The following is a 24,560-nucleotide window of genomic DNA, read 5'->3' as shown; positions in this document are numbered from 1 at the left end:
CGGATGCCCCTGCTGGTCATCAAATTTTCAGAGCGAAACCACGGCTTTGTGAGCTGGGGTTCCTACTAAGACTACGGCGCCGAGTTGAACTCAGGCGCCGTAGGTGTCGCGGTAAAGCATTAAAGGCCTGCAACTACTATTAATACTCGCAGACGCTTTGGGTGCATCAGGTTGCGCTCTGCAGCAGCATATTCCGCACATGGCCAATGGCCTTGGTCGGATTCAGCCCTTTCGGGCACACGCTCACGCAGTTCATGATGCCCCGGCAGCGAAACACGCTGAACGGATCATCCAAAGCAGACAGACGGTTCTCAGTCTCGGTGTCGCGGCTGTCGGCCAGGAATCGATAAGCCTGTAGCAGCGCAGCGGGTCCGAGGAACTTGTCTGGATTCCACCAGAAGGACGGGCAGCTGGTGGAGCAGCAAGCGCAAAGGATGCACTCGTACAAACCGTCAAGCTTCTCCCGATCCTCCGGACTCTGCAGACGTTCGATAGCCGGAGCCGGGGTATCGTTCATCAAATACGGGCGAACCTTCTCGTACTGCTTATAGAAGATGCCCATATCGACCGCCAAGTCACGAATAACTGGCAAACCGGGTAGAGGACGAACAACCAGCTTGTTACCTTTGACTACAGACGAGAGCGGCGTGATGCAGGCCAGCCCGTTCTTGCCGTTCAGGTTCATGCCGTCCGAGCCACAAACGCCCTCGCGGCACGAGCGGCGATAGGAGAAGCCCTCGTCCTGCTCCTTGATAAGAGCAAGCACGTCGAGCACCATCAGGTCTTTACCATCGGTATTGACCTGAAAGTCCTGCATATAGGGCTTTGCGTCTTTATCCGGGTTATAGCGATAAACGCTCACTTGCAACATATCGGCGACCTCAGTAAGTCCGAACCTTAGGTTCGAAAGTCGGAACAGTCTTCGGAGAGAAGTTCACGGCACGCTTGGCTACGCGCTTCTCACCCGGGAAGTACAGGGTGTGGCACAGCCAGTTTTCATCATCACGCTCTTCGAAATCCTCGCGGGCATGTGCGCCACGCGATTCCTTGCGATTTTCCGCAGCGATGGCAGTTGCTTCAGCCACTTCGAGCAAGTTCTGCAGTTCCAGCGCTTCAATACGCGCGGTATTGAAAGCCTGGCTCTTGTCAGAAATCTTAACGTTAGCGATGCGCTGGCGCAGATCAGCAAGCTGAGCAATACCCTTCTGCATGTACTCGCCCGTACGGAATACACCGAAATAGTTCTGCATGCAGCTCTGCAGCTCTTTACGCAGTGAAGCGACGTCTTCGCCCTCTGTCCGCTCGTTCAAGCTGGCGAGACGATTCAAAGCAACGTCCAGGTCGGTTTCAGTCGCACCGCGGTGCTCGATACCGTCTTTCAGGGCCTTTTCCAGATGGAGACCGGCTGCGCGACCGAATACAACAAGGTCAAGCAGGGAGTTGCCACCCAGACGGTTGGCACCATGAACCGACACGCACGCCACTTCGCCTACCGCAAACAGCCCGTCAATGATCTTGTCATTACCGTTTGCATCCTGGGTCATCGCCTGGCCATGAATGTTAGTGGCGATGCCACCCATCATGTAGTGACAGGTCGGGACCACAGGCACTGGAGCAGTAACAGGATCAACGTGCGCAAACGTCTTCGACAGCTCGCAGATACCAGGTAGACGGCTGTGCAGAACTTCCTCACCAAGGTGGTCGAGCTTCAGCATCACGTGGTCACCATCTGGACCACAGCCGTTGCCAGCCAGGATTTCCTTGACCATCGAACGAGCAACAACGTCACGACCAGCCAAATCTTTCGCGTTCGGCGCGTAACGCTCCATGAAGCGCTCGCCATGCTTGTTGATCAGGTAGCCACCCTCACCGCGGCAACCTTCGGTCACCAGCACGCCAGCGCCGGCGATACCGGTCGGATGGAACTGCCACATTTCGATGTCTTGAACCGGCACACCAGCACGCAGCGCCATGCCGATTCCGTCACCGGTGTTGATCAACGCATTGGTAGTGGATGCATAGATACGACCCGCGCCACCGGTCGCCAGCACCACAGCCTTGGAACGGATATACACCGTTTCACCGTTTTCGATACAGATCGCGATGATGCCGACGATAGCGCCATCCTGGTTCTTCACCAGATCTACGCCATACCACTCATTGAGGAAGGAGGTACCCGCCTTCAAATTGGCCTGGTACAGGGTGTGCAACAAGGCATGACCGGTACGGTCAGCCGCAGCACAGGTACGAGCCGCCTGGCCGCCCTTACCATAGTCTTTGGACTGGCCACCGAATGGGCGCTGGTAAATGCGGCCCTGCTCGGTACGGGAGAACGGCAGCCCCATATGTTCGAGCTCGAACACAGCTTCCGGACCAACGGAACACATGTATTCGATAGCATCCTGGTCGCCGATGTAGTCGGAGCCCTTGACGGTATCGTACATATGCCAGCGCCAATCGTCGTTCGGGTCAGCCGAAGCGATAGCACAGGTGATACCACCTTGCGCAGAAACGGTATGCGAGCGCGTCGGGAAAACCTTGGTTACCACCGCTGTTTTATGGCCACCTTGTGCCAACTGCAGCGCGGCACGCATGCCCGCGCCACCACCACCGATAATGATGGCGTCATAAGAAAGAGTACGAATACTAGCCATGGATCAGATACCCCAAAGAATCTGCACGCCCCAGACGAAGAAAGTGAACATGGCTATGCCACACACCGCCTGGAAGAGAAAACGCACGCCGGTAGCCCACTTACCGATAGCCATGTTGGTCAGGTAGTCAGTGGAAATCGTCCACATACCAACCCATGCATGAACACTGAGGGCAACGAGTGCAAGGAGACTGAAGATGCGCATCCACTGAGCGGAGAACAACGCATGCCACTGAGCGTATTCCAGCCCCGGATTTGCCATGAGGTATCCGATCAGGAAGAGAAAATAAGCCGCTAGGACCACCGCTGAAACGCGCTGTGCCATCCAGTCGTAAAGACCCGAGCGGGAAAAGTTGGTGACGTTGGTTACCATATCCAAACTCCCGCCAGAACGATCAGCACTGCCGATACGGCCAAAACGATTTTCGAGCCCAGCTTCCCGCCTTCCAGCGTTTCGCCATGGCCGGTATCCATGACCAGATGGCGCACACCGGCCACCAGGTGATACAGCAACGCAGAGAGCAAAGCCCAGACCACCAGCTTAGCCAGCGTACTACCGAGGTACGCTTTCACATCTTCAAAGCCTTCGACAGAAGACAAAGAGACATCAAGCGCAAGCAGTAGGACGGCCACACCAACAAACAAGATCACGCCGGAAATGCGGTGAAGGATTGAGGTGTAAGCAGTGATTGGGAGTTTTATTGTCCTAAGATCTAGGTTTACAGGTCGTTGGCTTTTCACGGCTTTTTATCACACTTGAGAGCCCCGAAACCGCAGGGCAAAGTTGTTGGGAAGAGCACGCAGCGGTACCCGCCACCCACGAGTGACAACCCACAGGAAACTGCCTGTAAGGCCCCTGCCGGTCGGTCGCCGATTATAAACAGTTAGGTCGCTAATGACAATGTGGTGAAGTGCCACTAAAGGCGGATGGCGCCTGGGTTTGTAATTGGCGTAAATAGCATTTTCTGGGATGCGAATTCACCCCTAAACCCCCTCTACAGCTGGCGGCTCACCCAAATTGACTTTGTGATTTATCTCACTATAGTGATGCGGGCCCTGCGTGGGGGGCCATGATGATTCCAAGCATAAAACAGGAGGCCATACATGGCTGACAACAAAGCGCAGTTGATCATCGAAGGCGCAGACGCCATCGAACTGCCCGTTCTATCCGGCACCGTAGGGCCCGACGTAATCGACGTACGAGGCTTGACCTCCACGGGTCGCTTCACCTTCGACCCCGGCTTCATGTCGACCGCCTCTTGCGAATCCAAGATCACCTATATCGATGGTGACAAGGGAATTTTGCTGCACCGCGGCTACCCAATCGAGCAACTGGCTGAAAAAGCCGATTATCTCGAGACCTGCTACCTTCTGCTCAACGGTGAGCTGCCGACCGCCGAAGAAAAAGCGAAGTTCATTAGTACCGTCAAGAACCACACTATGGTTCATGAGCAGCTCAAGTCGTTCCTTAACGGCTTCCGCCGCGACGCGCACCCAATGGCCATCATGTGCGGCGTTGTAGGGGCGCTTTCAGCGTTCTATCACGACTCCCTAGACATTAACGACCCACACCACCGCGAGATCTCCGCGGTGCGTCTGGTCGCCAAGATGCCGACGCTGGCTGCCATGGTATACAAGTACTCCATGGGTCAGCCGATGATGTATCCGCGAAACGATTTGAACTACGCTGAAAACTTCCTGCACATGATGTTCAATACGCCATGTGAAGTGAAGCCGATCAGCCCAGTTCTAGCCAAGGCCATGGATCGCATCTTCATTCTGCATGCGGATCACGAGCAAAACGCGTCGACATCTACAGTACGCCTGGCCGGCTCTACCGGCGCCAACCCTTTCGCCTGCATCGCGGCCGGCATTGCGGCACTTTGGGGCCCGGCACACGGCGGCGCTAACGAGGCTGTGCTCACCATGCTGGATGAGATCGGCGATGTCTCGAACATCGAAACGTTCCTAGCCAAGGCCAAAGACAAGAACGACCCGTTCAAACTTATGGGCTTCGGCCACCGCGTCTACAAAAACTTCGACCCCCGCGCCAAGGTCATGAAGCAGACCTGTGACGAAGTGCTGAGCGAACTCGGCATCAACGACCCACAGCTCGAATTGGCGATGAAGCTTGAAGAGATTGCGCTAAACGATCCCTACTTCGCCGAACGCAACCTCTACCCGAACGTTGACTTCTACTCCGGCATCATTCTGAAGGCAATCGGCATTCCAACCAGCATGTTCACCGTGATCTTTGCCCTCGCACGCACCGTCGGCTGGATCTCGCACTGGAAAGAAATGATTGCGATGGGACAGAAAATCGGTCGCCCGCGCCAGCTGTATACCGGTCATCCACAGCGCGACCTGCCTCGCTGAGGTAGAGCGAACCGCCACCCCGAAGTGGACCTCCAGGTCCTCAGAGAGGAGGCAGCTCCAGACGCCCAGTGCAACGCACCGGGCGTCTTTTAATTGCAAGCCAGTTATTCCACAGAGTATTTGCGGATCAAATGCAGGCTAACCCCGGGTGCTCATCGAGAGCACCTCAGCTGCCGATGCAGCATTCCGCCCCCACCGAGCTTTTCCGCCAAAGCTCCACGGCAATACTCACCACCAACCTAGTTAGAGCTATCCCGCGGTCGCGTTGATTAGCTCGCCGCTATACCGCCCTTCGACCTTACCGACATAACAACTCAACAACATTATGCAAGCCAGAGCTGCGCGCTGGAGAATGGCTGACCAAGGCAGCGCCAGCAAAAGCTTAATTCGAAACCGATGCAGTCGCATGCAATCAGGCCCTATCGCGCAGTGGCGCTACTGGCAAGCACCGGCGGAATCGCTGGAACCGCCTCAGCCCCACCCCGCCACCACACCAACGATGCGGCACGCGATCAGGCGCAGCACGAGAGCGACAGGCGATCACTGGAGCCATCCGCATCCAAGCCGAACACCCTGAACACCCCGAACCCGCACAAGCATAATTGATGCAGCGGATAGGCGCACGCGCTTATCCTCGATGGCTAGCGACTGAACCCACCCACGAGATTGCCTAGCCAAACCACTCTACGCACCCCCACGGCATTGCGCCGCATCACTGGGAGACACATCTAGCATGCCTCTGAAACCAATGCGACGCCCCAGCCCAGCCGACAGCCTCAGCAGTCGGTAAAACTCTCAAAGCCAAGAAACTGTGAGACATAAAAAAATCCAGTCACCGCTAGGCGACTGGATTTCTTTAGGTTTTTTGGTCGGGACGGAGTGATTCGAACACTCGACCCCTTGCACCCCATGCAAGTGCGCTACCAGGCTGCGCTACGCCCCGACAATGCCTTCAGCTCTGCTGAAAGCGAATCGAACTATACACTAAGCGACTGAATATGTGAAAGTTTTTATGCTAGGCATTTAATTTTTAAGCACCTGAAGCACATCCTCAAGCTCGGTGATCATCTGCCGAATAAGCTGCTTATATTGGGTCGTATCCTCACGTGCCTCATCACCTGACATCCGCTGGCGAGCCCCACCAATCGTAAAACCCTGCTCGTAAAGCAACGAGCGAATCTGCCGGATCATCAGCACGTCCTGGCGCTGATAATAGCGTCGATTACCACGACGCTTCACAGGGTTCAGCTGGGGAAACTCCTGCTCCCAATAGCGCAACACGTGCGGTTTTACAGCACACAGCTCGCTAACTTCACCAATGGTGAAGTAGCGCTTGCCAGGTATCGTTGGCAGTTCGTCGTTATGACTTGGTTCCAGCATAGGCTTCGACTCTGGCTTTAAGTTTTTGCCCTGGCCGGAATGTCACGACACGACGCGCCGTGATCGGAATTTCCTCACCGGTTTTCGGGTTGCGCCCTGGACGCTGTCGCTTATCGCGCAGGTCGAAGTTGCCGAAACCGGACAACTTCACCTGCTCGTTATGCTCGAGCGCCTGTCGGATTTCCTCGAAAAACAGTTCGACCAGCTCCTTGGCCTCGCGCTTATTCAAGCCTAGCTCTTCATATAGACGTTCCGCCATTTCAGCTTTCGTCAGAGCCCCCATACGCTATTTCCTTAACGTGGCGTTGAACCTTTCTTCCAGGGAGGAGAGGATTTGCTGCATAGCACCACTCACCTCATCGTCGTTTAGAGTGCGCGAAGGGTGTTGCCAGGTCAAGCCGACTGCCACACTTTTGCTAAGAGGATCAATACCTTTACCTTGGTACACATCAAATAGCTTGAGGTCCGTCAGGTTCTCGCCTGCCGCGCCGCGAATGCATAGCAACACGTCGTCAGCCGGGATATCACGCGCCACCAAGATGGCCAGATCACGGCGCACCTCAGGGAAGCGAGACAGTTCACTGAAGCGCGGCAGTCGGCCTTCACTGATCTCGGATACGAGCAGCTCGAACAGATAGACCGGCTGATCGATTCCCAGCGTCGCAGCCAATTCCGGATGAAGACTCCCGATATAACCAACCAAGCGCCCATCCCGCTCGATTCGAGCCGTCTGACCGGGGTGCAGGGCCGGATGTTCAGCAGCGACAAACCCATACGAGACAGCATCGCCGGCAAAACCAAGCAAGGCCTCGACGTCGGCTTTCATGTCATAGAAGTCTGCTGCTGCTCGTTCGTTGCTCCAGGCCTCTGGCAGGCGGCTCCCAGTAATGACGCCCGCCAGCATCGACTCCTGCGTCAACGTGTCCAGCTGGCCGACGAAACGCAGCCCGCTTTCGAACAGCCGTATGCGCGTTTGCTGACGATTGAGGTTGTACTGCAGCGCCTTGATCAACCCCGGCCAGAGCGTGGCACGCATCGCCGCCATGTCCGAGGAAATCGGGTTGGCCAGCTGCAGCGGCTCGATACCAGGGCTGAACAGCTCGAACATTTTCGGATCGATAAAGCTGTAGGTGATTGCTTCCTGGTAGCCACGAGCGACTAGCAACCGGCGCAGGGCGGGCAGTCCAGCGAGCGACTCAGGACTGGCCTCCGGCGCGAGACGTGCCTGGGGGTAGCGAACCGGCAAGCGGTCGTAGCCATACAGACGCCCCAACTCCTCAATCAGATCCACCTCGAGACTGATGTCGAATCGGTGACTGGGCACGCTGATCTCCCAAGAATCTGGACTCAGCTCAACTACCCCAAGACCCAGGGCCGACAACAGAGAGACGACCTGATCGGCCGCCATGCTCAACCCGAGCATCTGCTCGATTCGATCCTTGCGCAGCAGGATTGGGGGAACAGTCGGAAGATCGACTTCACTGGCAGCCTCGATGACAGGGCCTGCGCTGCCACCCACAACCTCCAACAATAGCGCAGTAGCCCGCTCCAGGGCTCGACGTGCCAACTGAGAATCGACCCCGCGCTCGTAACGATGCGACGCATCGGTGTGCAAGCCGTAGGAGCGAGCCTTGCCGGCGAGCGCAATGGTGTCGAAAAAGGCGCTCTCAAGGAACAGATCTTGAGTCGAGCCGCTGACACCGCTGTGCTCACCGCCCATCACACCCGCAATCGCCAGGGCGCGCTGATGGTCAGCGATGACCAGCGTATCGCTCCGCAATGTTACTTCCTGCCCATCGAGCAATACGATCTTTTCCTGCTCCGCTGCCATCCGCACCCTGATTCCGCCATTGATTTCGGCTAAATCGAAGGCATGCAGCGGCTGGCCGAGCTCGAGCATTACATAGTTGGTAACGTCCACCACCGCGTCAATACTGCGGATATCGGAGCGACGCAACCGCTCGACCATCCACAGCGGCGTAGATCGCGACAGGTCAACGTTACGAATTACGCGCCCGAGATAGCGCGGACAAGCTTTCGGCGCGAGCACCTCTACGGGGCGCACCTCATCATGGCTCGGGGGCACGGCAGCGATTTCGACCACGGTTACTGCTGCGTCATACATCGCACCAACTTCGCGTGCAAGCCCAGCGATTGAGAGGCAGTCGCCACGGTTCGGCGTCAGCCCTATCTCGATGCTCGCATCGTCCAGACCGAGATATGATCGCAGATCGCTACCAATCGGAGCGTCGCTAGCTAACTCCATCAGCCCACTGTCATCGGTACCGATCTGCAATTCGGTTTCCGAGCAGAGCATGCCGTTGGACTCGACGCCGCGAAGCTTCGCTTTCTTAATTTTGAAGTCGCCCGGCAGTTGGGCGCCAATCATCGCGAAGGGGACCTTCAGACCAGCGCGAACGTTCGGCGCGCCGCAGACCACCTGCAACACCTCTCGTCCATTACTGACCTGGCACACCCGCAACTTGTCTGCATCGGGATGCTGTTCCGCTGTCACCACCTCACCCACGACAACGCCGCTGAACTCGCCGGCAACCGGGACGACTGCATCGACTTCGAGGCCCACCATCGATAGCCGCGCCACCAACTCCTCGCGGGAAACCTGCGGATTGACCCACGTACGCAACCACTGCTCGCTGAATTTCATCCTGCTCTCCTAATGATTCTTTGACTGGACTCTGAACCTAGCGAAATTGCGCCAGAAACCTCAGGTCGTTATCGAAGAACAGGCGTAAGTCGTTGACGCCATATCGCAACATGGCAAGCCGCTCGGCTCCCATACCGAATGCGAAGCCTTGGTACTTTTCTGGATCAATACCGGACATGCGCAGCACATTTGGATGCACCATGCCGCAGCCCATCACCTCAAGCCAGCCGGTCTGCTTGCAGACGCGACAACCTTTACCGCTGCACATCACACATTGCATGTCCACTTCAGCCGACGGCTCGGTGAAGGGGAAGAACGACGGCCGAAAACGGACCCCCAACGGTTTCTCAAAGAACACTCGCAAAAACTGCTCGATTGTGCCCTTTAGGTCCGCAAAGCTGATGCCCTCATCGACGAGCAAGCCCTCGACTTGGTGGAACATAGGCGAATGTGTGATATCCGAGTCGCATCGATAGACACGCCCGGGACAGACGATACGAATGGGCGGCTGCTGCGACTCCATCGTACGGACCTGAACTGGCGAGGTATGGGTACGCAACAGCATGTTGGCGTTGAAATAAAAGGTGTCATGCATCGCCCGCGCGGGGTGATGGCCGGGGATATTGAGCGCTTCAAAGTTGTGGTAGTCGTCTTCGACCTCCGGCCCCTCAGCAACGCTATAGCCGATATGACTGAAGAACTGCTCGATCCGCTCTAGCGTACGCGTCACCGGATGCAGCCCGCCGGAGACCTCTCCACGGCCAGGCAATGTCACATCGATCCGCTCAGCAGCGAGCTTGGTGCTCAGTGCAGCTTGCTCAAGACCCGCCTTCTTGGCGTTCAACTCGTCCTGAACACGGCTCTTCGCTGCGTTGATGAGCGCACCGGCCTTTGGGCGCTCTTCCGCGGACAATTTACCCAGGGTCTGCATGACCTGAGTCAGCTCGCCTTTCTTGCCGAGATACTGAACCCGGATCTGCTCCAGGGCGGTGATGTCTTGACTATGTTGCACAGCCTCAAGCGCTTGCGAGACCAGTGCATCCAGGTTTTCCATGTACAACCTCCAGAGGTTCTTGCAGAACCGCACCAGACGATCAGCACTCAGGCTTTACGCGAGGTGCATTTTTGCAAATGCCCCTTCAGATACGAAATAGGGGAAGAGCACAAGGCTCTTCCCCTATCGGTGACGCTACGAATCCGAAGATTCGATTGTCGATGGGCTTAGGCCAGAGAAGCTTTAGCTTTTTCGACAATGGCAGCAAAAGCTGCTTTTTCGTTCACTGCCAACTCGGCCAGAACCTTACGGTCGATCTCGATAGCCGCTTTTTTCAGGCCAGCAATGAAACGGCTGTAGGACAGACCGTTTACACGAGCACCGGCGTTGATACGAGCGATCCAAAGAGCGCGGAACTGACGCTTCCGCTGACGACGGTCACGGTAGGCATATTGGCCAGCCTTGATCACCGCCTGCTTGGCAACACGGAACACACGCGAACGAGCGCCGTAGTAGCCTTTGGCGAGTTTCAGAATTTTCTTGTGACGGCGACGAGCGACGACGCCACGCTTAACACGAGCCATGAGTTATTCCTCTGAGTCTTGACCGAATTAACGAACGCGCAGCATGCGCTCTACTTTTGCGTTGTCAGACGGGTGCATCAGAGATGTACCACGCAGCTGACGCTTACGCTTGGTAGACATTTTGGTCAGGATGTGGCTCTTGAAAGCGTGCTTGTGCTTATAGCCATTCGCCGTCTTTTTGAAGCGCTTCGCAGCGCCACTTTTAGTCTTCATCTTTGGCATGTTCGGTACTCCACAGTGTGGGTGATTTCAAATAACCGCAAGGCCTGCCAGTGCCCTGGTGGTTACTTCTTCTTCTTGGGAGCGATGACCATGATCAGCTGGCGTCCTTCCATCTTTGGATGCTGTTCGACCGAACCGTATTCAGCTAGGTCACCTTCGACCCGCTTCAACAATTCCATCCCCAGCTCCTGATGCGCCATCTCACGACCGCGGAATCTCAACGAAACCTTGGCCCTGTCCCCGTCACTCAGGAAACGTACCAGGTTGCGTAGCTTGACCTGGTAGTCGCCCTCTTCCGTCCCTGGACGAAACTTTACTTCTTTAACTTGGATCTGCTTCTGGTTCTTCTTCGCTGCAGCGACCTGCTTCTTCTTTTCAAAGAGGTGCTTGCCGTAATCCATGATCCGACATACAGGAGGAACGGCATCGGCGGAAATTTCCACCAGATCCAATTTGGCTTCTTCAGCTATACGAAGCGCTTCATCAATCGAGACGATGCCAACCTGCTCGCCATCAGCACCAATCAAACGGACCTCACGAGCCGAGATATTCTCGTTGATCGGGGCCTTGGGTGCAGCTCGTTTATCCTGTCTCATTTCACGCTTAATAGTCATTACTCCAATTCTTGGCGACCACGCCGGGAAACCGCTTGTGCCAGCAACTGCGTGAAGTCATCCAAGGGCATGGAGCCCAGATCAACGCCTTCACGGGTGCGCACAGCAACGGCTCGTGTCTCTACCTCCCTGTCTCCAATAACCAAGAGATAGGGAACCTTGAGCAAGGTATGCTCGCGGATTTTAAAGCCGATCTTTTCGTTTCTCAAGTCAGACTTGGCACGGAAGCCGCTTTGACTGAGTGTTTTCTCCACTTCAAGAGCGAAATCCGCCTGCTTGTCAGTGATATTCATCACCACAGCTTGCGTCGGAGCCAACCAGGCCGGGAAAGCACCCTCATAGTGCTCGATCAAGATACCGATAAAGCGCTCGAACGAACCTAGAATCGCGCGATGCAGCATGATCGGCGTTTTTCGGCTGTTATCCTCCGCGACATAGCTCGCATCGAGACGCTGAGGCATGTTCGGATCGTACTGCAAGGTGCCGCACTGCCAGGAACGCCCTAGGCAGTCGAGCAACGTAAACTCGATCTTCGGGCCGTAGAACGCCCCCTCACCCGGCAAATACTCCCAAGGCAAACCAGCCGCATCCAGCGCACCCGCCAACGCAGCTTCGGCGCGATCCCAGAACGCATCGTCTCCGACACGCTTTTCAGGGCGCGTTGACAGCTTTAGCTTGATATCACTGAAGCCGAAATCAGCATAGACCTGCATGGTCAGCTTGATGAAATCAGCTGCCTCAGCACTGACCTGCTCTTCAGTACAGAAGATGTGCGCGTCATCCTGAGTAAAACCACGAACTCGCATGATCCCGTGTAGCGCACCGGAGGGCTCATTGCGATGGCAGGAGCCAAACTCAGCAAGACGCAGCGGCAACTCACGGTAACTCTTGAGCCCCTGATTGAACACCTGAACGTGGCAGGGGCAGTTCATCGGCTTGATCGCGTAATCGCGGCTTTCCGACTCAGTGGTAAACATGTTTTCAGCGTAGTTGCCCCAGTGCCCGGACCTCTCCCACAGGCTGCGATCCACAACTTGCGGTGTTTTGATTTCTTGGTAGCCGTTCACACGCTGCACGCCGCGCATGTACTGCTCGAGCACTTGATAGATGGTCCAGCCATTCGGGTGCCAAAACACCATGCCAGGGGCCTCTTCCTGCGTATGGAAGAGATCAAGACGTTTGCCAATCTTGCGATGATCCCGCTTTTCAGCCTCTTCTATGCGCTGAATGTAGGCCGCGAGCTGCTTCTTGTCCGCCCATGCAGTCCCATAAACACGCTGGAGCTGTTCGTTCTTCGCATCGCCACGCCAATAGGCGCCGGACAGCTTGGTCAACTTGAATGATTTGAGGAAACGGGTGTTAGGCACATGAGGACCACGACACATGTCGACGTATTCTTCGTGGTAATACAAACCCATTGCCTGCTCGTCGGGCATGTCCTCTACCAGGCGCAGCTTGTAGTCCTCGCCGCGCGACTGGAAAACATTGATCACTTCTTCACGCGGTGTAACCTTCTTGATCACGTCGTAGTCAGTGTCGATCAGCTCCTTCATACGCTGCTCGATTGCAGCCATGTCGTCGGGCGTGAACGGCCGCTCGAAAGCGATATCGTAATAGAAGCCCTCGGCGATGACCGGGCCAATAACCATCTTTGCAGCAGGATAGAGCTGCTTGACTGCATGCCCAACCAGATGTGCGCATGAGTGACGAATGATCTCCAGCCCCTCGTCATCCTTCGGAGTGATGATCTGCAGGCTCGCATCGCGCTCAATCAGATCACAAGCATCGACCAATCGACCGTCCACCTTGCCCGCCAGGGTGGCCTTGGCGAGACCTGCGCCAATTGACTGAGCGACCTCAGCGACGGAAACGGGATGATCGAATGAACGCTGACTACCGTCAGGAAGAGTAATGATGGGCATGGCGCCTCCTCTCCTAGTGGTGACCCCTACCAAAGGCCACGTGGGTTGGGATGAGCCAGGAAAGCGATCCGTCGAATAACCTGCCGCACAGTGGCAGGAGCCTAAGCTGATCGAGGCGGATCGAAGTCACTGGAGATATACGGAGCACGGATGCTTTCAGAAAGCTGCCGCACTGACAAGCAAGGCATAAAAAAAGGGTCGCAAGCGCGACCCTTTTCGGAATTGGTAGGCACAATTGGATTCGAACCAACGACCCCCACCATGTCAAGGTGGTGCTCTAACCAACTGAGCTATGTGCCTCCGATGGACGCGCATTCTAGAGATTCGCCCGGGAGAGTCAAGCGCTTTTTTTCGCTAAGCTACTGATATCCGTAATTTTTGAATAAGCGGGCAGTAGGCTGTCGCTGCTATGGCGTTCTGCTGCGCTCTCGCGATAGCATCGACGTAAATTATTTTAAACGGGACAGCCAGTATGTCGCACACACCTTACCCCGCTTCCTACTACGCTGCCTCGGCAAACCCAGCACCTGCTCGCGACCACCTGAGCGGCGAAATCGAGACCGACGTCTGCGTAATCGGGGCCGGTTATACCGGATTGTCAACTGCGTTATTCCTTCTTGAGCATGGATTTCGGGTTGTCGTGCTCGAGGCCGCCAAGGTTGGTTTTGGGGCGTCGGGACGCAATGGCGGCCAGATCGTTAATAGTTACAGTCGTGATATTGATACCGTCGAGCGCAGCGCCGGCTCGGAGGCTTCGCGGCTGATCGGAGCCATGGCGTTCGAGGGTGGGCGCATCATCCGCGAGCGGGTGGTGCGCTATGGCATCGACTGCGACTTGAAAAGCGGAGGCGTGTTTGCCGCTTTCAATGCCAAGCAGATGCACCACCTCGAATCACAGAAAACGCTATGGGAGAGTTACGGCTATGATCAACTCGAGATGCTTGATCATGACAGGATCAGAAACGTCGTAGCGTGCGAGCGATACACAGGGGGGATGCTGGATCAGGGCGGTGGCCACATCCACCCGCTCAACCTTGCACTAGGCGAAGCTGCGGCCGTCGAATCGCTCGGCGGGGTTATCTACGAACAATCCCCCGCTGTTCGCATTGATCGAGGAAGCAGTCCGCGGATCCATACGCAGCACGGCCAGGTATCCGCGAAGTTCGTTGTCGTTGCGGGAAATGCCTATCTTGGAGGACTGGTCCCGGAACTGGCAGCCAAATCGATGCCCTGCGGCACTCAGGTTATTGCTACAGAGCCACTCGACTCTGAGCTAGCTGCAACCCTCCTCCCCCAAGACTACTGCGTGGAAGACTGCAACTACCTGCTTGACTACTTTCGCCTGTCTGCGGATAAGCGATTGATCTATGGCGGCGGAGTGGTCTACGGCGCTCGCGACCCGGCCGATATCGATTCGATAGTCCGACCGAAAATGCTCAAGACTTTCCCACAACTGCGAGACGTCAAGACAGAGTTCGCATGGACAGGCAACTTCTTGATGACGCTGTCGCGCCTGCCGCAGGTCGGCCGGCTTGGAGACAACATCTACTATTCCCAAGGTTGCAGCGGACATGGTGTGACCTACACCCATGTAGCAGGAAAAGTTATAGCCGAAGCGCTACGAGGACAGGCCGAGCGCTTTGATGCCTTTGCCAGCTTGCCGCATTACCCCTTTCCTGGTGGACAGACATTCAGCGCGCCATTGAGCGCTCTCGGCGCCCTCTATTACAGCCTGCGCGACAGAATGGGCTTTTGAGGCTTCATCGCACAGGACATGCGGGCGGCGCTTCACAGGCGCCGCGCTCTTTGGACCCCGGGGGCAACGCCACCCGGAACCGTGCATCGTCCTGCGCCAACCGAACCGCACAAGCGCGGGCTGCAGATGCATGCACAGGGCATCCCCGCTCCGCCAATATATGCGAAAGATTAAACCAGCCAGGCGCGAATGAATTGTCCAGCTGCACACTGGTACGCAGGGCTTGCTCCGCTGCGCCCTCCTCGCCTACCGCATACCGAGCGTTCGCCAGCACGAACCAAGACAAGCCCGTGGACCACCGTTGCGCAGCCGTTTCATAAGCATCCCGAGCGGCACCAGCATGACCCGTCTGCTCTAGGTCATTTGCAGCCTTCAGCCATACAGTTTCCTGAGCAGTACGAGGCAAATGGTCAGGCGCGACGGTTACCACGGCCCATCGACTGCCCTTCGCCCAGCTTCTCTCGAACTGGCTAAAACTTCCGGTCCAGCGCCGTGTAGTCCCAGAGCGCAGCACAATGGTCTGCGCGGCCAGGTCATACCCCACCACAACCGCGAAATGCCACTGAGGCCAGCGATCAAAAGCGAGATTCTGCAGCACCAGAACGGGATTTCCCGCTGCGACTTCCGTCAGCACCGCTTGCAGTTGTGACTCCAGTGGGTAGACCAGCAACTCGTGAGATCTAGCAGCCGCAACCATTTCGACCTGCAGACTACCTTTGCGTTGCGGAAGATAAACCCGTTCCACAAGCTGTTGCGGCTCAGTAGCGACCCCACGCTGGGTAAGCATAGTGGCAAGCGCCGCCGGCCCGCATTGATAGTCTTCCTGCGGGAAGAATGGCACTTCATCCAGTTCAACCCGCTCAGGAAGTCCTGAAGCTCCAACCGGGACGATTGGCGTTCGCGCACACGCCCCGAGGAGGATTACCGCAAACAGCAGTATCAATCTCGCCATCAACGGTTGATACAGTTGACGAAGTTGAAGATGTTGGTGGCACAGAGCAGATCGGTCACTATGAAGATGACGAGAAACAGCACGATGATCCCAACGACTCCAGCACCGGCCGGCGCTTGATCCAACTGTTGATTGAATTGCGCAAGTTCTGCTGGTGTCAGGCTGTTGATGCGCTGTTCGACCTGATCTTGCTCAACACCCATCGACACCAGTTTCTTCTGAACATCTTCGTTCTCAAGCATTGTCAGCAGTTGCTGGCGATCCACCTGCTGCTGTTGTTCGGCAATTACTTCTGGGCTACCAATCATCGTCGCCTGGGCCAGTGGTATCTGAGCGAACAGCATGAAATGCATCGCTGCCAAGAGAGTGGCTACACGCTTCATCACGGATGAATTAAACATGGCGCAGTTCCTTTTTTATTTGGCGGCCCAGTGCGGTGCGCAATGTGCCCTCAACGGTAAGACGGGGCAGCTGTTCCGCCAGTTCCCTTGTCCGCTATGGTTAGCCATCAGCAGACTCAACATGCCGACCCAGATCGATTTTAACGATCAAACAGAAGGAGAACGCGTATGAACCTCGTCCGACCTGCCGCATTGATAGCATGCTGCAGTATCCTGATTGGCTGTCAGCCATCGCCCAGCACAGCGCAGGCAACTGGAGGCAGCGCGAGTCAATGCGACGCTTCTTTAGTTCAGACATTTGTTGGGGAGCAGGCGAGCCCGGAGCTACTCGATCAGGCGCGCCGAAAAAGCAAAGCCGCGACGGCTCGTATTGTTCGACCCGGAGAGGTAGTTACGCTGGAATACAACGCGCATCGGCTAACGCTGACGACAGACGATTCGCTGAAAATTCAACGAATCAGCTGTGGTTGAGCAAAACTACCTTTCGCAGCCAAGAGCCCATAGAGCCGTTCGGATTCCTGCATAAAAACGATACGGGAGGCAGCTGGCAGACCAGCCGTCATGCCTGCCGATCGCCGCGCTCAATGCGCCATTGCCCTCGTCCGCAAGCTGGTTGCGGAAAACGATTTCGGTGGGGCTAACAGGAAGTACAGGTCGTACTTCTTGATGATCATCTGAGCCAGCAAGGGGGCAGCAAGCCCGACCAACGTTCCGACAATTAAGTGTACAGCGATGGAATCAATACCCATGAAGCTGGCGAGGATAACCCTAATGCCGCTTCCCGCGAGAATATGCATCAGGTAAATCGTCATTGATGAGGCGCCGATAAACAGCAGCCAGGCCATGCGAAGCCGACCGAGCCACATTGATAGGGCTACCACAAACAAGATCGAAACAGTCGCGAGCGAGAGCACGGGCCATCCACCCACTTCCCAGCTCAAGCCGAACGTCACGTGAAAGAGGTATTGTCCGACGACAAACGACGCGCCGAGCAACAAAGTGAGCGTGACATGTCTGGCGAGAAAGTACGCCTTGATCTCGTTGAACCAGATACCGAGCGCAAAAAACACGGCATTACCAAAGATAAATTTGCCGACACTGCCGACAGCCAGATCTCGACTGAGCACGTAAAGCACACCGAAAACCAGCAAAAGCGGTAAAAAGTAGCGACGGTCAGCCCTGGCATAGACCAAGGAGCAGACAACGAAAACCAGAAACAGCGCATACAGAAACCAGAACTGCGCCCGTGGCGACCAAAGCAGTGAAAATACTTGCCCTAACGTCACATCACCGTTCGTGTAGTTCGACAACACCACCTCTATCAGCCCCTGCAGAAGTGACCAAACGATAAAGGGGTAGATGATGGTGTCTACTTTGTTGATGATCAGACCGGCCTTACCGCGCTTTACGAGCGAGTCGTAAAAAAACAATCCCGACAGAAAGAAGAAGAGAGGCATGTGGAAGCTGTAGATGACACTGTCTACCAGCAGGTAGTCATCCTGATCCATCGGCAATCCCGCGTTGAAGACCCCACGCGCGACATGCCCATATACGACAAGAATGATCCCAATGGCTTTGGCATAATCGACCCAGGCGTTTCTCTCCTGCATCCTATTTCTCCTTAGTTATGGGCAAGACCAGACACATCACAGCCAGATTTGCGAAGACGGGAAAAGTAGACAGTGAAAAACCCAATCAGTTTGTCCATCGCGCCGAGCCGACCACATTGGCCGACGTAATGCACCAGCTAGGCGTGGCCTCTGACTGGTTACCAGTCTGCCCTGGCCAAAGCAAACCAGGGCTCCAGGGTGCGGCCTCGCTGGAAGAGAAATGACCGCAGGAACACTCCAACGAATTTCATGTCATGCCTGTACTGACCGAAGGCCTGAAACCATTCACTCCCTGCCCGCTGGCAAATGCAACGCAACAGAACGGCGCAGGGCTGACAAAAAGTAATTCGTCCTGGCCTTCAATTAATCGACCGAGCACCCAGGTGTTATAGACCGGCTTACAAAGGAGTACTTGATGGCTCAGAGCTGGCTGGCGAATTGTTCGATCCTGCTATTGGCGGGCGGGCGCGGACAACGCATGGGCGGACGGGACAAGGGACTCGTGGAGTGGCATGGGAAGCCGCTTGTAGCGTGGCCGCAGCGCATCGCCCGCCCCCTTACGGATGACCTCCTGATCTCGTGCAATCGCAACCAGACACAATACGCAGCGTTTGCCGACCGACTGGTTGGTGACGACGTCGCGGATTTTCAAGGGCCACTTGCAGGAATACGAGCGGGCCTTGCAGCAGCCAGACATCCGTGGCTCATGGTGCTGCCCTGCGACGCACCTCTGGTCGACGAAGCGCTGCTTGTACAACTGTACGCTACCGCAAAACTTGAGTCTGAAACGCCGCTGATGGCCCGACGAGGCGCGCAATGGGAGCCCTTGTTCTGCATCATACCGGTCAGTCTCGCACCCGCCATCGAGCACGCTTGGCAGAACGGGGAGCGAAGTAACCTAAGGATCTTGCTGGCATTGCAAGCGCGAGCACTTGATCTCGATATAGACGATTCGCGCCTGGCCAATCTGAACTCACCCGAGCTGCTTTTTAAGCAGGCGCCTTCGGCGGGAACTTAGCCTCGTAAGCTGCCGTCACAGACGCAACTACAGAGGAGAATTATTATGCGCGCAGTCACCGGTTCCGCACTGGCAGTTCTGATAGGGATAGCACTCCTTACCGGCTGCTCAAGTCCCAGTGTTATCACGCTCAACGATGGCCGCGAAATTCAAACACTGGACCAGCCTGAATATGATGACGAGGCAGGCTTCTACGAGTTTGAAGGAATCGACGGTAAACCGGGCCGAGTAAACAAGGACCAGGTTCGCACCGTTCAAGAGCTCTAGCCCTTTTTCTTTTCAACGCTAGCTCGTGTTTGGCCTCAGAAAAAGCCTTCGCTAAACGCTTGTGAAGCATAACTTTTTCTGTAAAATGCCCGCCATCTTCGGAGCGTAGCGCAGCTTGGTAGCGCGTCTCGTTCGGGACGAGAAGGTCGCTGGTTCGAATCCAGTCGCTCCGACCAAAATCCCGCACAGGCTTATTAGCCTAAAAAAACCGGCCCATGAGCCGGTTTTTTTTGTTTTTAGATGTGGACAGAGCTTAACTGTGAACCCACCCAAATTAACTGCCTAACATGTCCTCTCGCGACCAACGTTCACTTCAGCTCACGTTGCTGAACCGCTGATATCCTAGCGTCGCAAGAACCAGACTACCTGCTCAACCTCGAACGGCCAATCCAGTTCGGCGCCCGTGTCGACACGACGTAGCACCGGTATGCGAAGGCCATAATCGTCTACCCAGTCCGAGCGCTCCGCGATATCTAGCAGCTCTACCAGCAACCCATTCTCCACGAGCGGTAGTACTACCGCCTCGGCTTGCTCACACAAATGGCAGCCCAGCGTTCCGAACAATTGGCATTCCGGCAGATGCATAGTCAAGCGCTCAACCTAAAGGGCATGCCAATTCTAGCAGGCGGATCACGGTGCGGCAGCAGCCCGTAAACATCTCATTCTTTTGGACTACTCCGAATAAAAAATGTGACCTTGAGCCCACTCAAACGAGGGTTTGATTTTGCGAATCGACGCGCCGCTGGCAAACGGCTAGGATGCTGCAGCCCAAGCGACCGGAGAGTCACAGGGTTGGAGGCTGAGGTACGTAACGGAAGTGGCGCTCAGGCCACGTTTAGTTGGTCGAATACAACTTCCCGACGAGTCAACCAAGGCCCCGCGATTAAGCCTCAAAGACTAAGGTCTAAAGGCTCAAATACTGAGGTAGTGTTTTATTACACGGCGCCAAAGAGCGACTTCAGAGCATCATCCAACGAGGAGAAATAAGAAATGCTCAAGACCCCAATCGCCCGGGGCGTGGCCCTTGCCACTCTGGGAGCAACACTGGCTATTCCAACTATGGCTCAAGCAGCCTTTGTTGAAGACACCAAGGCTGGTTTGGAACTGCGTAACTTCTATTTCAACCGCGACTTCCGTCAGGACGGCGGAGCAAAAGGCCAATCGAAGCAAGAAGAATGGGCCCAAGGATTCATTCTGCGCGTTGAATCTGGCTATACCGAAGGTACCGTAGGCTTTGGTGTTGATGCACTTGGCCTGCAGGGTGTCAAGCTGTATTCGAGCGAAGACACTGCCGGCTCAGGCTTGATGCCTAGCTCCTTCGGAAACGAAGCTCCAGATGACTTCTCCGAATTTGGACTGACTGCGAAAGCCAAGCTCTCCGAAACAGTACTTAAGGTCGGTACTCTTCAGCTGAAGAATCAGGCCATCGGCACCAGCGACAGCCGCTTGCTTCCTCAGGTCATGCAAGGCGCACAGTTGGTTTCCAAGGAAATCAAAGACCTCACCCTCGAAGCCGGCTACGCGAATCGCATCAACCACCGCGATTCGATGAACCATGAATTGATGGCAGTTAATGGCGCGACTGCATTTGGCGCAGCAACGAACACACGCGGCATCGTTATGGATGCCAACGCGGTTAACGAATCTGATGAATTCGTTTTCCTCGGCGGTAACTATAAGCTGATGGAAAACCTGACAGCAGGTTATTACTACAGCAATCTAGAAGACCTGTATAAGCAACACTCGTATAACCTCGTCCATGTTCTGCCACTTGGCGACAAGCAGTCTTTGAAGACAGACTTGCGCTATGCGCGGTCAACTGACGACGGTAGCAGCAATGTTGACAACAAAGCTCTCGGAGCGATGGTCACCTACTCTTTGAGCGGCCATAGCATTGGTCTGGGTTACCAGAAAATGAGTGGCGACACTGGATTCGCCTATCTGGCTGGCGCAACCGATCCGTTTCTTGTGAATTATGTTCAGATCAACGACTTTGCTAACGAAGATGAAAAATCTTGGCAGGCACGCTACGACTTTAATTTCGCTTCGATTGGCATTCCCGGCCTGACCTTCATGACCCGTTACGTCACTGGCGACAACTTCGAGCGTAGCGCTGGCGTAGAAGGAAAAGAGTGGGAACGTGATATGGACATTGCTTATACCTTCCAGGAAGGCGCGCTTAAAAACCTGAACCTGAAATGGCGTAATGCGACCGCCCGTAGCAATGGGACTGGTAACGATATCAACGAAAACCGCTTGATCGCGAGCTACACCATCCCGCTGATGTAATAAGCGAATGCTGCAGCAAACTGAGTAGCAATGGAAACCCGCGTCAGCGGGTTTTCTTTTTTCCGGAGTCTGATCATGCTGGGGAAGCAATATGACCGCCAGGGCAGCGTAAGTGCTGCAGTCCCATTCAAACGGAACGGGAACCTTGTACCAGCTGCACGCTCGAAACCCTAAGCGCCGGGACCTATCGTTCCTGCGAGACTCAAGAGGAACTGCAGATGTCTACCGAATCGACTTTTGGCACCAGCGACAACACGCCCATCCCTGATGGAGCAGCTGGAACCGACACCTCATCTCTGATCAATAAGTCAGCTCATCGCCGCAACCTGCAGGCGGCTCAGAATGCGCTCATTGAAGAATTCCACACCCTCATCGGTGATACCGAGCGCCTTTTGAAACACACTCAGGATACGGCGGGCACTCAGACCGAAGAGCTCCGCGGTAAGATCAACGCCAACCTTAGCCGTGCGCGTCAAATGCTCAAGGACCAGGAAGGCACACTGAAAGAACAGGGCCAAGCGGCTATCCAATGCACCGAGGAGTATGTTCATACTCACCCGTGGCAATCGATCGGGATCGCAGCGGGAGTCGGCTTTCTCTTCGGCCTGATCACCCGCCGTTAATAATGTGGGGAACGGATCCAATGGAAACCAGACACGCTGACGACGCCCCGACGCCGTCCATCAAGAAGATGGGCAGCGCGCTTGCTGGCCTCGTACAAGGGCATCTGGAGCTCATCGGAATTGAGATTCAGGAAGAGCGAGCCCGGGTATTCAAGCTGTTCCTTCTTGCCAGTTTCAGCTTGATCCTCGGGCTGCTGATTCTCGTTGGGCTATCAGCTGCAATCGTGATCGCCTTCTGGGACAGCAACCCTATCGCCGCCATTCTGGTTCTCTGTGCTATCTACGCAGTTGTGCTGGCCGTCTGCATCAGCCGCGCCGTGCGCATCGTCAAAGAAAGCGTCTCGCCTTTCCAGGCGACGGTCGAAGAATTGGCCCGCAACCGGGAGCGTTTACTGCCATGAGCCTACCGCTAAGTAGCTCCGGCGATTTAGCCATGCGCAAGGACCTTGTTCGCTTGCGCATGGAAATGAACCGCCAACAAGTTCTATATCACTCACAGCCATTGGTTCACCCCTTCCAACGAATCAAGGGAATGGTCGCGAGCCGTAGCCATAGCGCTTCCTCAGAGCACCATAACGGCAAGGGCCCGCTTATGATTGCAGCAACCCTGGGGTTAACCCTGTTTGGCCGTCGACTGGGCAAGGTTGGCAAATTGGCTAGAGTAGGGATGATGCTTTACCCCCTCATCCGCAGGCTGCGGCATTAAGGGATAAAACATCTGCTCAGCAGGCGAAGCAGAGCCGATCAATATCTCAGCAAATGCGGATGGTCTAGCGATCAGCAACTCTGTAGGCTGACAGCCAGTTACTGATTGGTTATTGGGCGGTTCGGTTGCGTGCGTCGAGCAAGCTGCTGCGCTGGCAAGCCGCCCCCATCTGGCGACATCAAGGAGATTGCTCTTTGGACTGGCACACGCTGCTGAATCGAGAGCGGCTCGGAAAATCCGTACACAGCAATGAAGAGCTTGGTCGAAGCCCGTTTCACAAGGACCACGACAGAATCATCTTCTCTGGAGCGTTCCGCCGGCTTGGACGTAAGACTCAAGTGCATCCGGTTTCAAGCAACGACCACATTCATACGCGCCTTACCCACTCGCTGGAAGTCAGCTGCGTCGGCCGCTCGCTCGGCATGCGGGTGGGTGAAGTTCTTCGGGATGATATGCCTGCATGGTGCAGCCCGGCAGACCTTGGCATGGTTATCCAGTCCGCGTGCTTAGCGCACGACATCGGTAATCCACCGTTTGGCCACTCTGGAGAGGATGCAATACGCCACTGGTTTCAACAGTCGGCCGCGCGTGGCTGGCTGGACGACATGAGCGATGCCGAACGTGCCGATTTTCTCAATTTTGAAGGCAACGCCCAAGGCTTCAGGGTACTTACACAACTCGAATATCACCAGTTCGATGGCGGAACGCGCCTCACCTACGCAACGCTAGGGACCTACCTCAAGTACCCCTGGACATCACGCCACGCCGAAGCGCTTGGCTATAAAAAACACAAGTTTGGTTGCTACCAGAACGAACTGCCGCTATTGGAGCAGATAGCAGCCAAACTCGGCCTACCGAAGCTGGACGAACAACGGTGGGCGCGTCATCCCCTTGTGTATCTTATGGAGGCTGCGGACGACATTTGTTACGGGCTCATCGATCTTGAAGATGGGCTTGAAATGGACCTTCTGGAATACGCCGAGGTGGAAGCCCTACTGCTGAATCTGGTGGGCGATGACGTACCTGAAACATACCGGCAACTCGGCCCCGAAGGCTCACGTCGACGCAAGCTGGCGATCCTCAGAGGCAAAGCCATCGAGCACTTGACCAACGCTGCCGCCGAAGCGTTCGTTGAACAGCAGCAAGCGCTGCTGACGGGATGCCTCGCGGGAGATCTGGTTGAACATATGCATGGTCCAGCCAAACAATGCGTTCTGCAGGCCAAGGCTCTGGCCCGGGAAAAGATTTTCCAAGACAAGCGCAAAACTCTGCATGAGATTGGCGCCTATACCACCCTAGAAATACTGCTAAACGCATTCTGCGGTGCAGCGCTTGAGCAACACGGCGGTCGAACGCCATCGTTCAAGAATCGCCGCATCCTGGATCTGCTCGGCAATAATGCGCCAGATCCTCATTGGCCGCTGTATCAGGCATTTGTTCGAATGATCGACTTCATCGCAGGCATGACCGACAGCTACGCGACCGAGATGGCCAGCGAAATGACCGGACGCTCGAGCCCTACGTGAGC

27 protein-coding genes and 3 tRNA genes are annotated in these 24,560 nt (G+C 55.6%); 12 read left to right on the top strand and 18 right to left on the bottom strand.

Features of this window, described 5'->3' with window-relative positions:
* Positions 1-166 precede the first annotated feature (166 nt).
* The 4 genes from CXK96_RS09800 to sdhC are packed head-to-tail and all read right to left on the bottom strand — an operon-like array spanning position 167 to position 3,394.
* Positions 167-871: a succinate dehydrogenase iron-sulfur subunit gene (locus CXK96_RS09800; protein WP_045426311.1), complete on the bottom strand. Its 705-nt coding sequence runs from the start codon at positions 869-871 to the stop codon at positions 167-169.
* A gap of 10 nt (positions 872-881) precedes the next feature.
* On the bottom strand, positions 882-2,654 hold the full coding sequence (gene sdhA, locus CXK96_RS09795) for a succinate dehydrogenase flavoprotein subunit (protein WP_102836262.1): 1,773 nt from the start codon (positions 2,652-2,654) through the stop codon (positions 882-884).
* Positions 2,655-2,657: 3 nt separating this feature from the next.
* Entirely contained in the window at positions 2,658-3,026 is a 369-nt protein-coding gene (gene sdhD / locus CXK96_RS09790) for a succinate dehydrogenase, hydrophobic membrane anchor protein (RefSeq protein ID WP_102836261.1), read from the bottom strand.
* The gene (gene sdhC, locus CXK96_RS09785) at positions 3,020-3,394 is read right to left on the bottom strand and encodes a succinate dehydrogenase, cytochrome b556 subunit (protein ID WP_102836260.1); all 375 of its coding nucleotides are present in this window, start codon (positions 3,392-3,394) and stop codon (positions 3,020-3,022) included. The genes sdhD and sdhC overlap by 7 nt, the downstream gene beginning before the upstream one ends.
* 363 nt (positions 3,395-3,757) lie before the next feature.
* Between sdhC and gltA the strand changes: the two genes are divergently transcribed.
* On the top strand, positions 3,758-5,029 hold the full coding sequence (gltA, locus tag CXK96_RS09780) for a citrate synthase (RefSeq protein ID WP_102836259.1): 1,272 nt from the start codon (positions 3,758-3,760) through the stop codon (positions 5,027-5,029).
* A gap of 866 nt (positions 5,030-5,895) precedes the next feature.
* On the opposite strand, the gene CXK96_RS09775 is transcribed toward gltA, so the two are convergent.
* The 10 genes from CXK96_RS09775 to CXK96_RS09730 form a co-directional block, all read right to left on the bottom strand.
* Positions 5,896-5,972, bottom strand: a tRNA-Pro gene (locus tag CXK96_RS09775).
* Between the two features lie 80 nt (positions 5,973-6,052).
* On the bottom strand, positions 6,053-6,409 hold the full coding sequence (locus tag CXK96_RS09770) for a MerR family transcriptional regulator (protein WP_025242142.1): 357 nt from the start codon (positions 6,407-6,409) through the stop codon (positions 6,053-6,055).
* Positions 6,390-6,692, bottom strand: coding sequence for an integration host factor subunit alpha (ihfA, locus tag CXK96_RS09765; RefSeq protein WP_003282572.1), 303 nt, complete (start codon positions 6,690-6,692; stop codon positions 6,390-6,392). Before ihfA ends, CXK96_RS09770 begins: the two co-directional genes overlap by 20 nt.
* A 3-nt stretch (positions 6,693-6,695) precedes the next feature.
* Positions 6,696-9,074, bottom strand: coding sequence for a phenylalanine--tRNA ligase subunit beta (gene pheT, locus CXK96_RS09760; protein ID WP_102836258.1), 2,379 nt, complete (start codon positions 9,072-9,074; stop codon positions 6,696-6,698).
* A gap of 37 nt (positions 9,075-9,111) precedes the next feature.
* Positions 9,112-10,128, bottom strand: a complete 1,017-nt coding sequence (gene pheS, locus CXK96_RS09755; protein ID WP_102836257.1) for a phenylalanine--tRNA ligase subunit alpha — start codon at positions 10,126-10,128, stop codon at positions 9,112-9,114.
* A gap of 167 nt (positions 10,129-10,295) precedes the next feature.
* Complete coding sequence (gene rplT / locus CXK96_RS09750) at positions 10,296-10,652, bottom strand: 50S ribosomal protein L20 (protein WP_019339387.1); 357 nt, start codon at positions 10,650-10,652, stop codon at positions 10,296-10,298.
* 27 nt (positions 10,653-10,679) lie between these two features.
* Complete coding sequence (gene rpmI / locus CXK96_RS09745) at positions 10,680-10,874, bottom strand: 50S ribosomal protein L35 (protein WP_019339386.1); 195 nt, start codon at positions 10,872-10,874, stop codon at positions 10,680-10,682.
* A 62-nt stretch (positions 10,875-10,936) separates the two neighbouring features.
* On the bottom strand, positions 10,937-11,488 hold the full coding sequence (infC, locus tag CXK96_RS09740) for a translation initiation factor IF-3 (protein WP_019339385.1): 552 nt from the start codon (positions 11,486-11,488) through the stop codon (positions 10,937-10,939).
* Positions 11,488-13,410, bottom strand: coding sequence for a threonine--tRNA ligase (thrS, locus tag CXK96_RS09735; protein WP_102836256.1), 1,923 nt, complete (start codon positions 13,408-13,410; stop codon positions 11,488-11,490). Before thrS ends, infC begins: the two co-directional genes overlap by 1 nt.
* A 223-nt stretch (positions 13,411-13,633) precedes the next feature.
* Positions 13,634-13,710 (bottom strand) — tRNA-Val (locus CXK96_RS09730).
* A 172-nt stretch (positions 13,711-13,882) separates the two neighbouring features.
* Here CXK96_RS09730 and CXK96_RS09725 point away from each other — a divergent pair.
* Positions 13,883-15,166 carry an NAD(P)/FAD-dependent oxidoreductase gene (locus CXK96_RS09725; protein WP_102836255.1) on the top strand — a complete coding sequence of 428 codons (1,284 nt, stop codon included), beginning with the start codon at positions 13,883-13,885 and terminating at the stop codon, positions 15,164-15,166.
* 4 nt (positions 15,167-15,170) lie between these two features.
* On the opposite strand, the gene CXK96_RS09720 is transcribed toward CXK96_RS09725, so the two are convergent.
* Together CXK96_RS09720 and CXK96_RS09715 are read right to left on the bottom strand one after the other, a co-directional pair.
* The gene (locus CXK96_RS09720; RefSeq protein WP_102836254.1) at positions 15,171-16,121 is read right to left on the bottom strand and encodes a PA2778 family cysteine peptidase; all 951 of its coding nucleotides are present in this window, start codon (positions 16,119-16,121) and stop codon (positions 15,171-15,173) included.
* Positions 16,118-16,519 (bottom strand): PA2779 family protein, encoded by a 402-nt coding sequence (locus tag CXK96_RS09715; protein ID WP_102836253.1) that lies wholly within the window; start codon positions 16,517-16,519, stop codon positions 16,118-16,120. The genes CXK96_RS09720 and CXK96_RS09715 overlap by 4 nt, the downstream gene beginning before the upstream one ends.
* On the opposite strand from CXK96_RS09715, the gene CXK96_RS20750 reads away from it, so the two are divergent.
* On the top strand, positions 16,461-16,691 hold the full coding sequence (locus CXK96_RS20750; RefSeq protein ID WP_180981516.1) for a hypothetical protein: 231 nt from the start codon (positions 16,461-16,463) through the stop codon (positions 16,689-16,691). The two genes, CXK96_RS09715 and CXK96_RS20750, sit on opposite strands and share 59 nt — an antisense overlap.
* Positions 16,688-16,990 carry an I78 family peptidase inhibitor gene (locus CXK96_RS09710; protein ID WP_102836252.1) on the top strand — a complete coding sequence of 101 codons (303 nt, stop codon included), beginning with the start codon at positions 16,688-16,690 and terminating at the stop codon, positions 16,988-16,990. Before CXK96_RS20750 ends, CXK96_RS09710 begins: the two co-directional genes overlap by 4 nt.
* 110 nt (positions 16,991-17,100) lie before the next feature.
* Here the strand turns inward: CXK96_RS09710 and CXK96_RS09705 are convergent, their stop codons facing one another.
* Positions 17,101-18,129 (bottom strand): acyltransferase family protein, encoded by a 1,029-nt coding sequence (locus CXK96_RS09705; RefSeq protein WP_102836251.1) that lies wholly within the window; start codon positions 18,127-18,129, stop codon positions 17,101-17,103.
* A 415-nt stretch (positions 18,130-18,544) separates the two neighbouring features.
* Here CXK96_RS09705 and mobA point away from each other — a divergent pair, with 415 nt between their 5' ends.
* The 3 genes from mobA to CXK96_RS09690 all read left to right on the top strand — a co-directional run bounded on the left by mobA (position 18,545) and on the right by CXK96_RS09690 (position 19,590).
* A complete protein-coding gene (gene mobA, locus CXK96_RS09700) occupies positions 18,545-19,147 on the top strand; it encodes a molybdenum cofactor guanylyltransferase MobA (RefSeq protein ID WP_102836250.1) in 603 nt (200 codons plus the stop codon).
* Positions 19,148-19,192: 45 nt separating this feature from the next.
* Entirely contained in the window at positions 19,193-19,414 is a 222-nt protein-coding gene (locus CXK96_RS09695) for a YgdI/YgdR family lipoprotein (RefSeq protein ID WP_102836249.1), read from the top strand.
* Between the two features lie 99 nt (positions 19,415-19,513).
* Positions 19,514-19,590, top strand: a tRNA-Pro gene (locus tag CXK96_RS09690).
* 166 nt (positions 19,591-19,756) lie between these two features.
* On the opposite strand, the gene CXK96_RS09685 is transcribed toward CXK96_RS09690, so the two are convergent.
* Positions 19,757-19,999 (bottom strand): glutaredoxin family protein, encoded by a 243-nt coding sequence (locus tag CXK96_RS09685; protein WP_102836248.1) that lies wholly within the window; start codon positions 19,997-19,999, stop codon positions 19,757-19,759.
* A gap of 405 nt (positions 20,000-20,404) precedes the next feature.
* Between CXK96_RS09685 and CXK96_RS09680 the strand changes: the two genes are divergently transcribed.
* The 5 genes from CXK96_RS09680 (at position 20,405) to CXK96_RS09660 (ending at position 24,558) form a co-directional block, all read left to right on the top strand.
* Positions 20,405-21,703 (top strand): OprD family porin, encoded by a 1,299-nt coding sequence (locus tag CXK96_RS09680; RefSeq protein WP_102836247.1) that lies wholly within the window; start codon positions 20,405-20,407, stop codon positions 21,701-21,703.
* 218 nt (positions 21,704-21,921) lie between these two features.
* Entirely contained in the window at positions 21,922-22,326 is a 405-nt protein-coding gene (locus CXK96_RS09675; protein WP_102836246.1) for a DUF883 family protein, read from the top strand.
* Between the two features lie 20 nt (positions 22,327-22,346).
* Positions 22,347-22,727 carry a phage holin family protein gene (locus tag CXK96_RS09670; RefSeq protein WP_102836245.1) on the top strand — a complete coding sequence of 127 codons (381 nt, stop codon included), beginning with the start codon at positions 22,347-22,349 and terminating at the stop codon, positions 22,725-22,727.
* Positions 22,724-23,032: a hypothetical protein gene (locus CXK96_RS20935; protein WP_102836244.1), complete on the top strand. Its 309-nt coding sequence runs from the start codon at positions 22,724-22,726 to the stop codon at positions 23,030-23,032. Before CXK96_RS09670 ends, CXK96_RS20935 begins: the two co-directional genes overlap by 4 nt.
* Positions 23,033-23,226: 194 nt before the next feature.
* Positions 23,227-24,558, top strand: coding sequence for a deoxyguanosinetriphosphate triphosphohydrolase (locus tag CXK96_RS09660; RefSeq protein WP_102836243.1), 1,332 nt, complete (start codon positions 23,227-23,229; stop codon positions 24,556-24,558).
* Positions 24,559-24,560: the final 2 nt, after the last annotated feature.

The sequence above is a fragment of the Stutzerimonas stutzeri genome (assembly GCF_002890895.1).
Classification (GTDB): Bacteria; Pseudomonadota; Gammaproteobacteria; order Pseudomonadales; family Pseudomonadaceae; genus Stutzerimonas; species Stutzerimonas stutzeri_AB.
The sequence above is the reverse complement of the archived record's forward strand: the minus strand, read 5'-3'. Positions and strand labels throughout refer to the sequence as shown.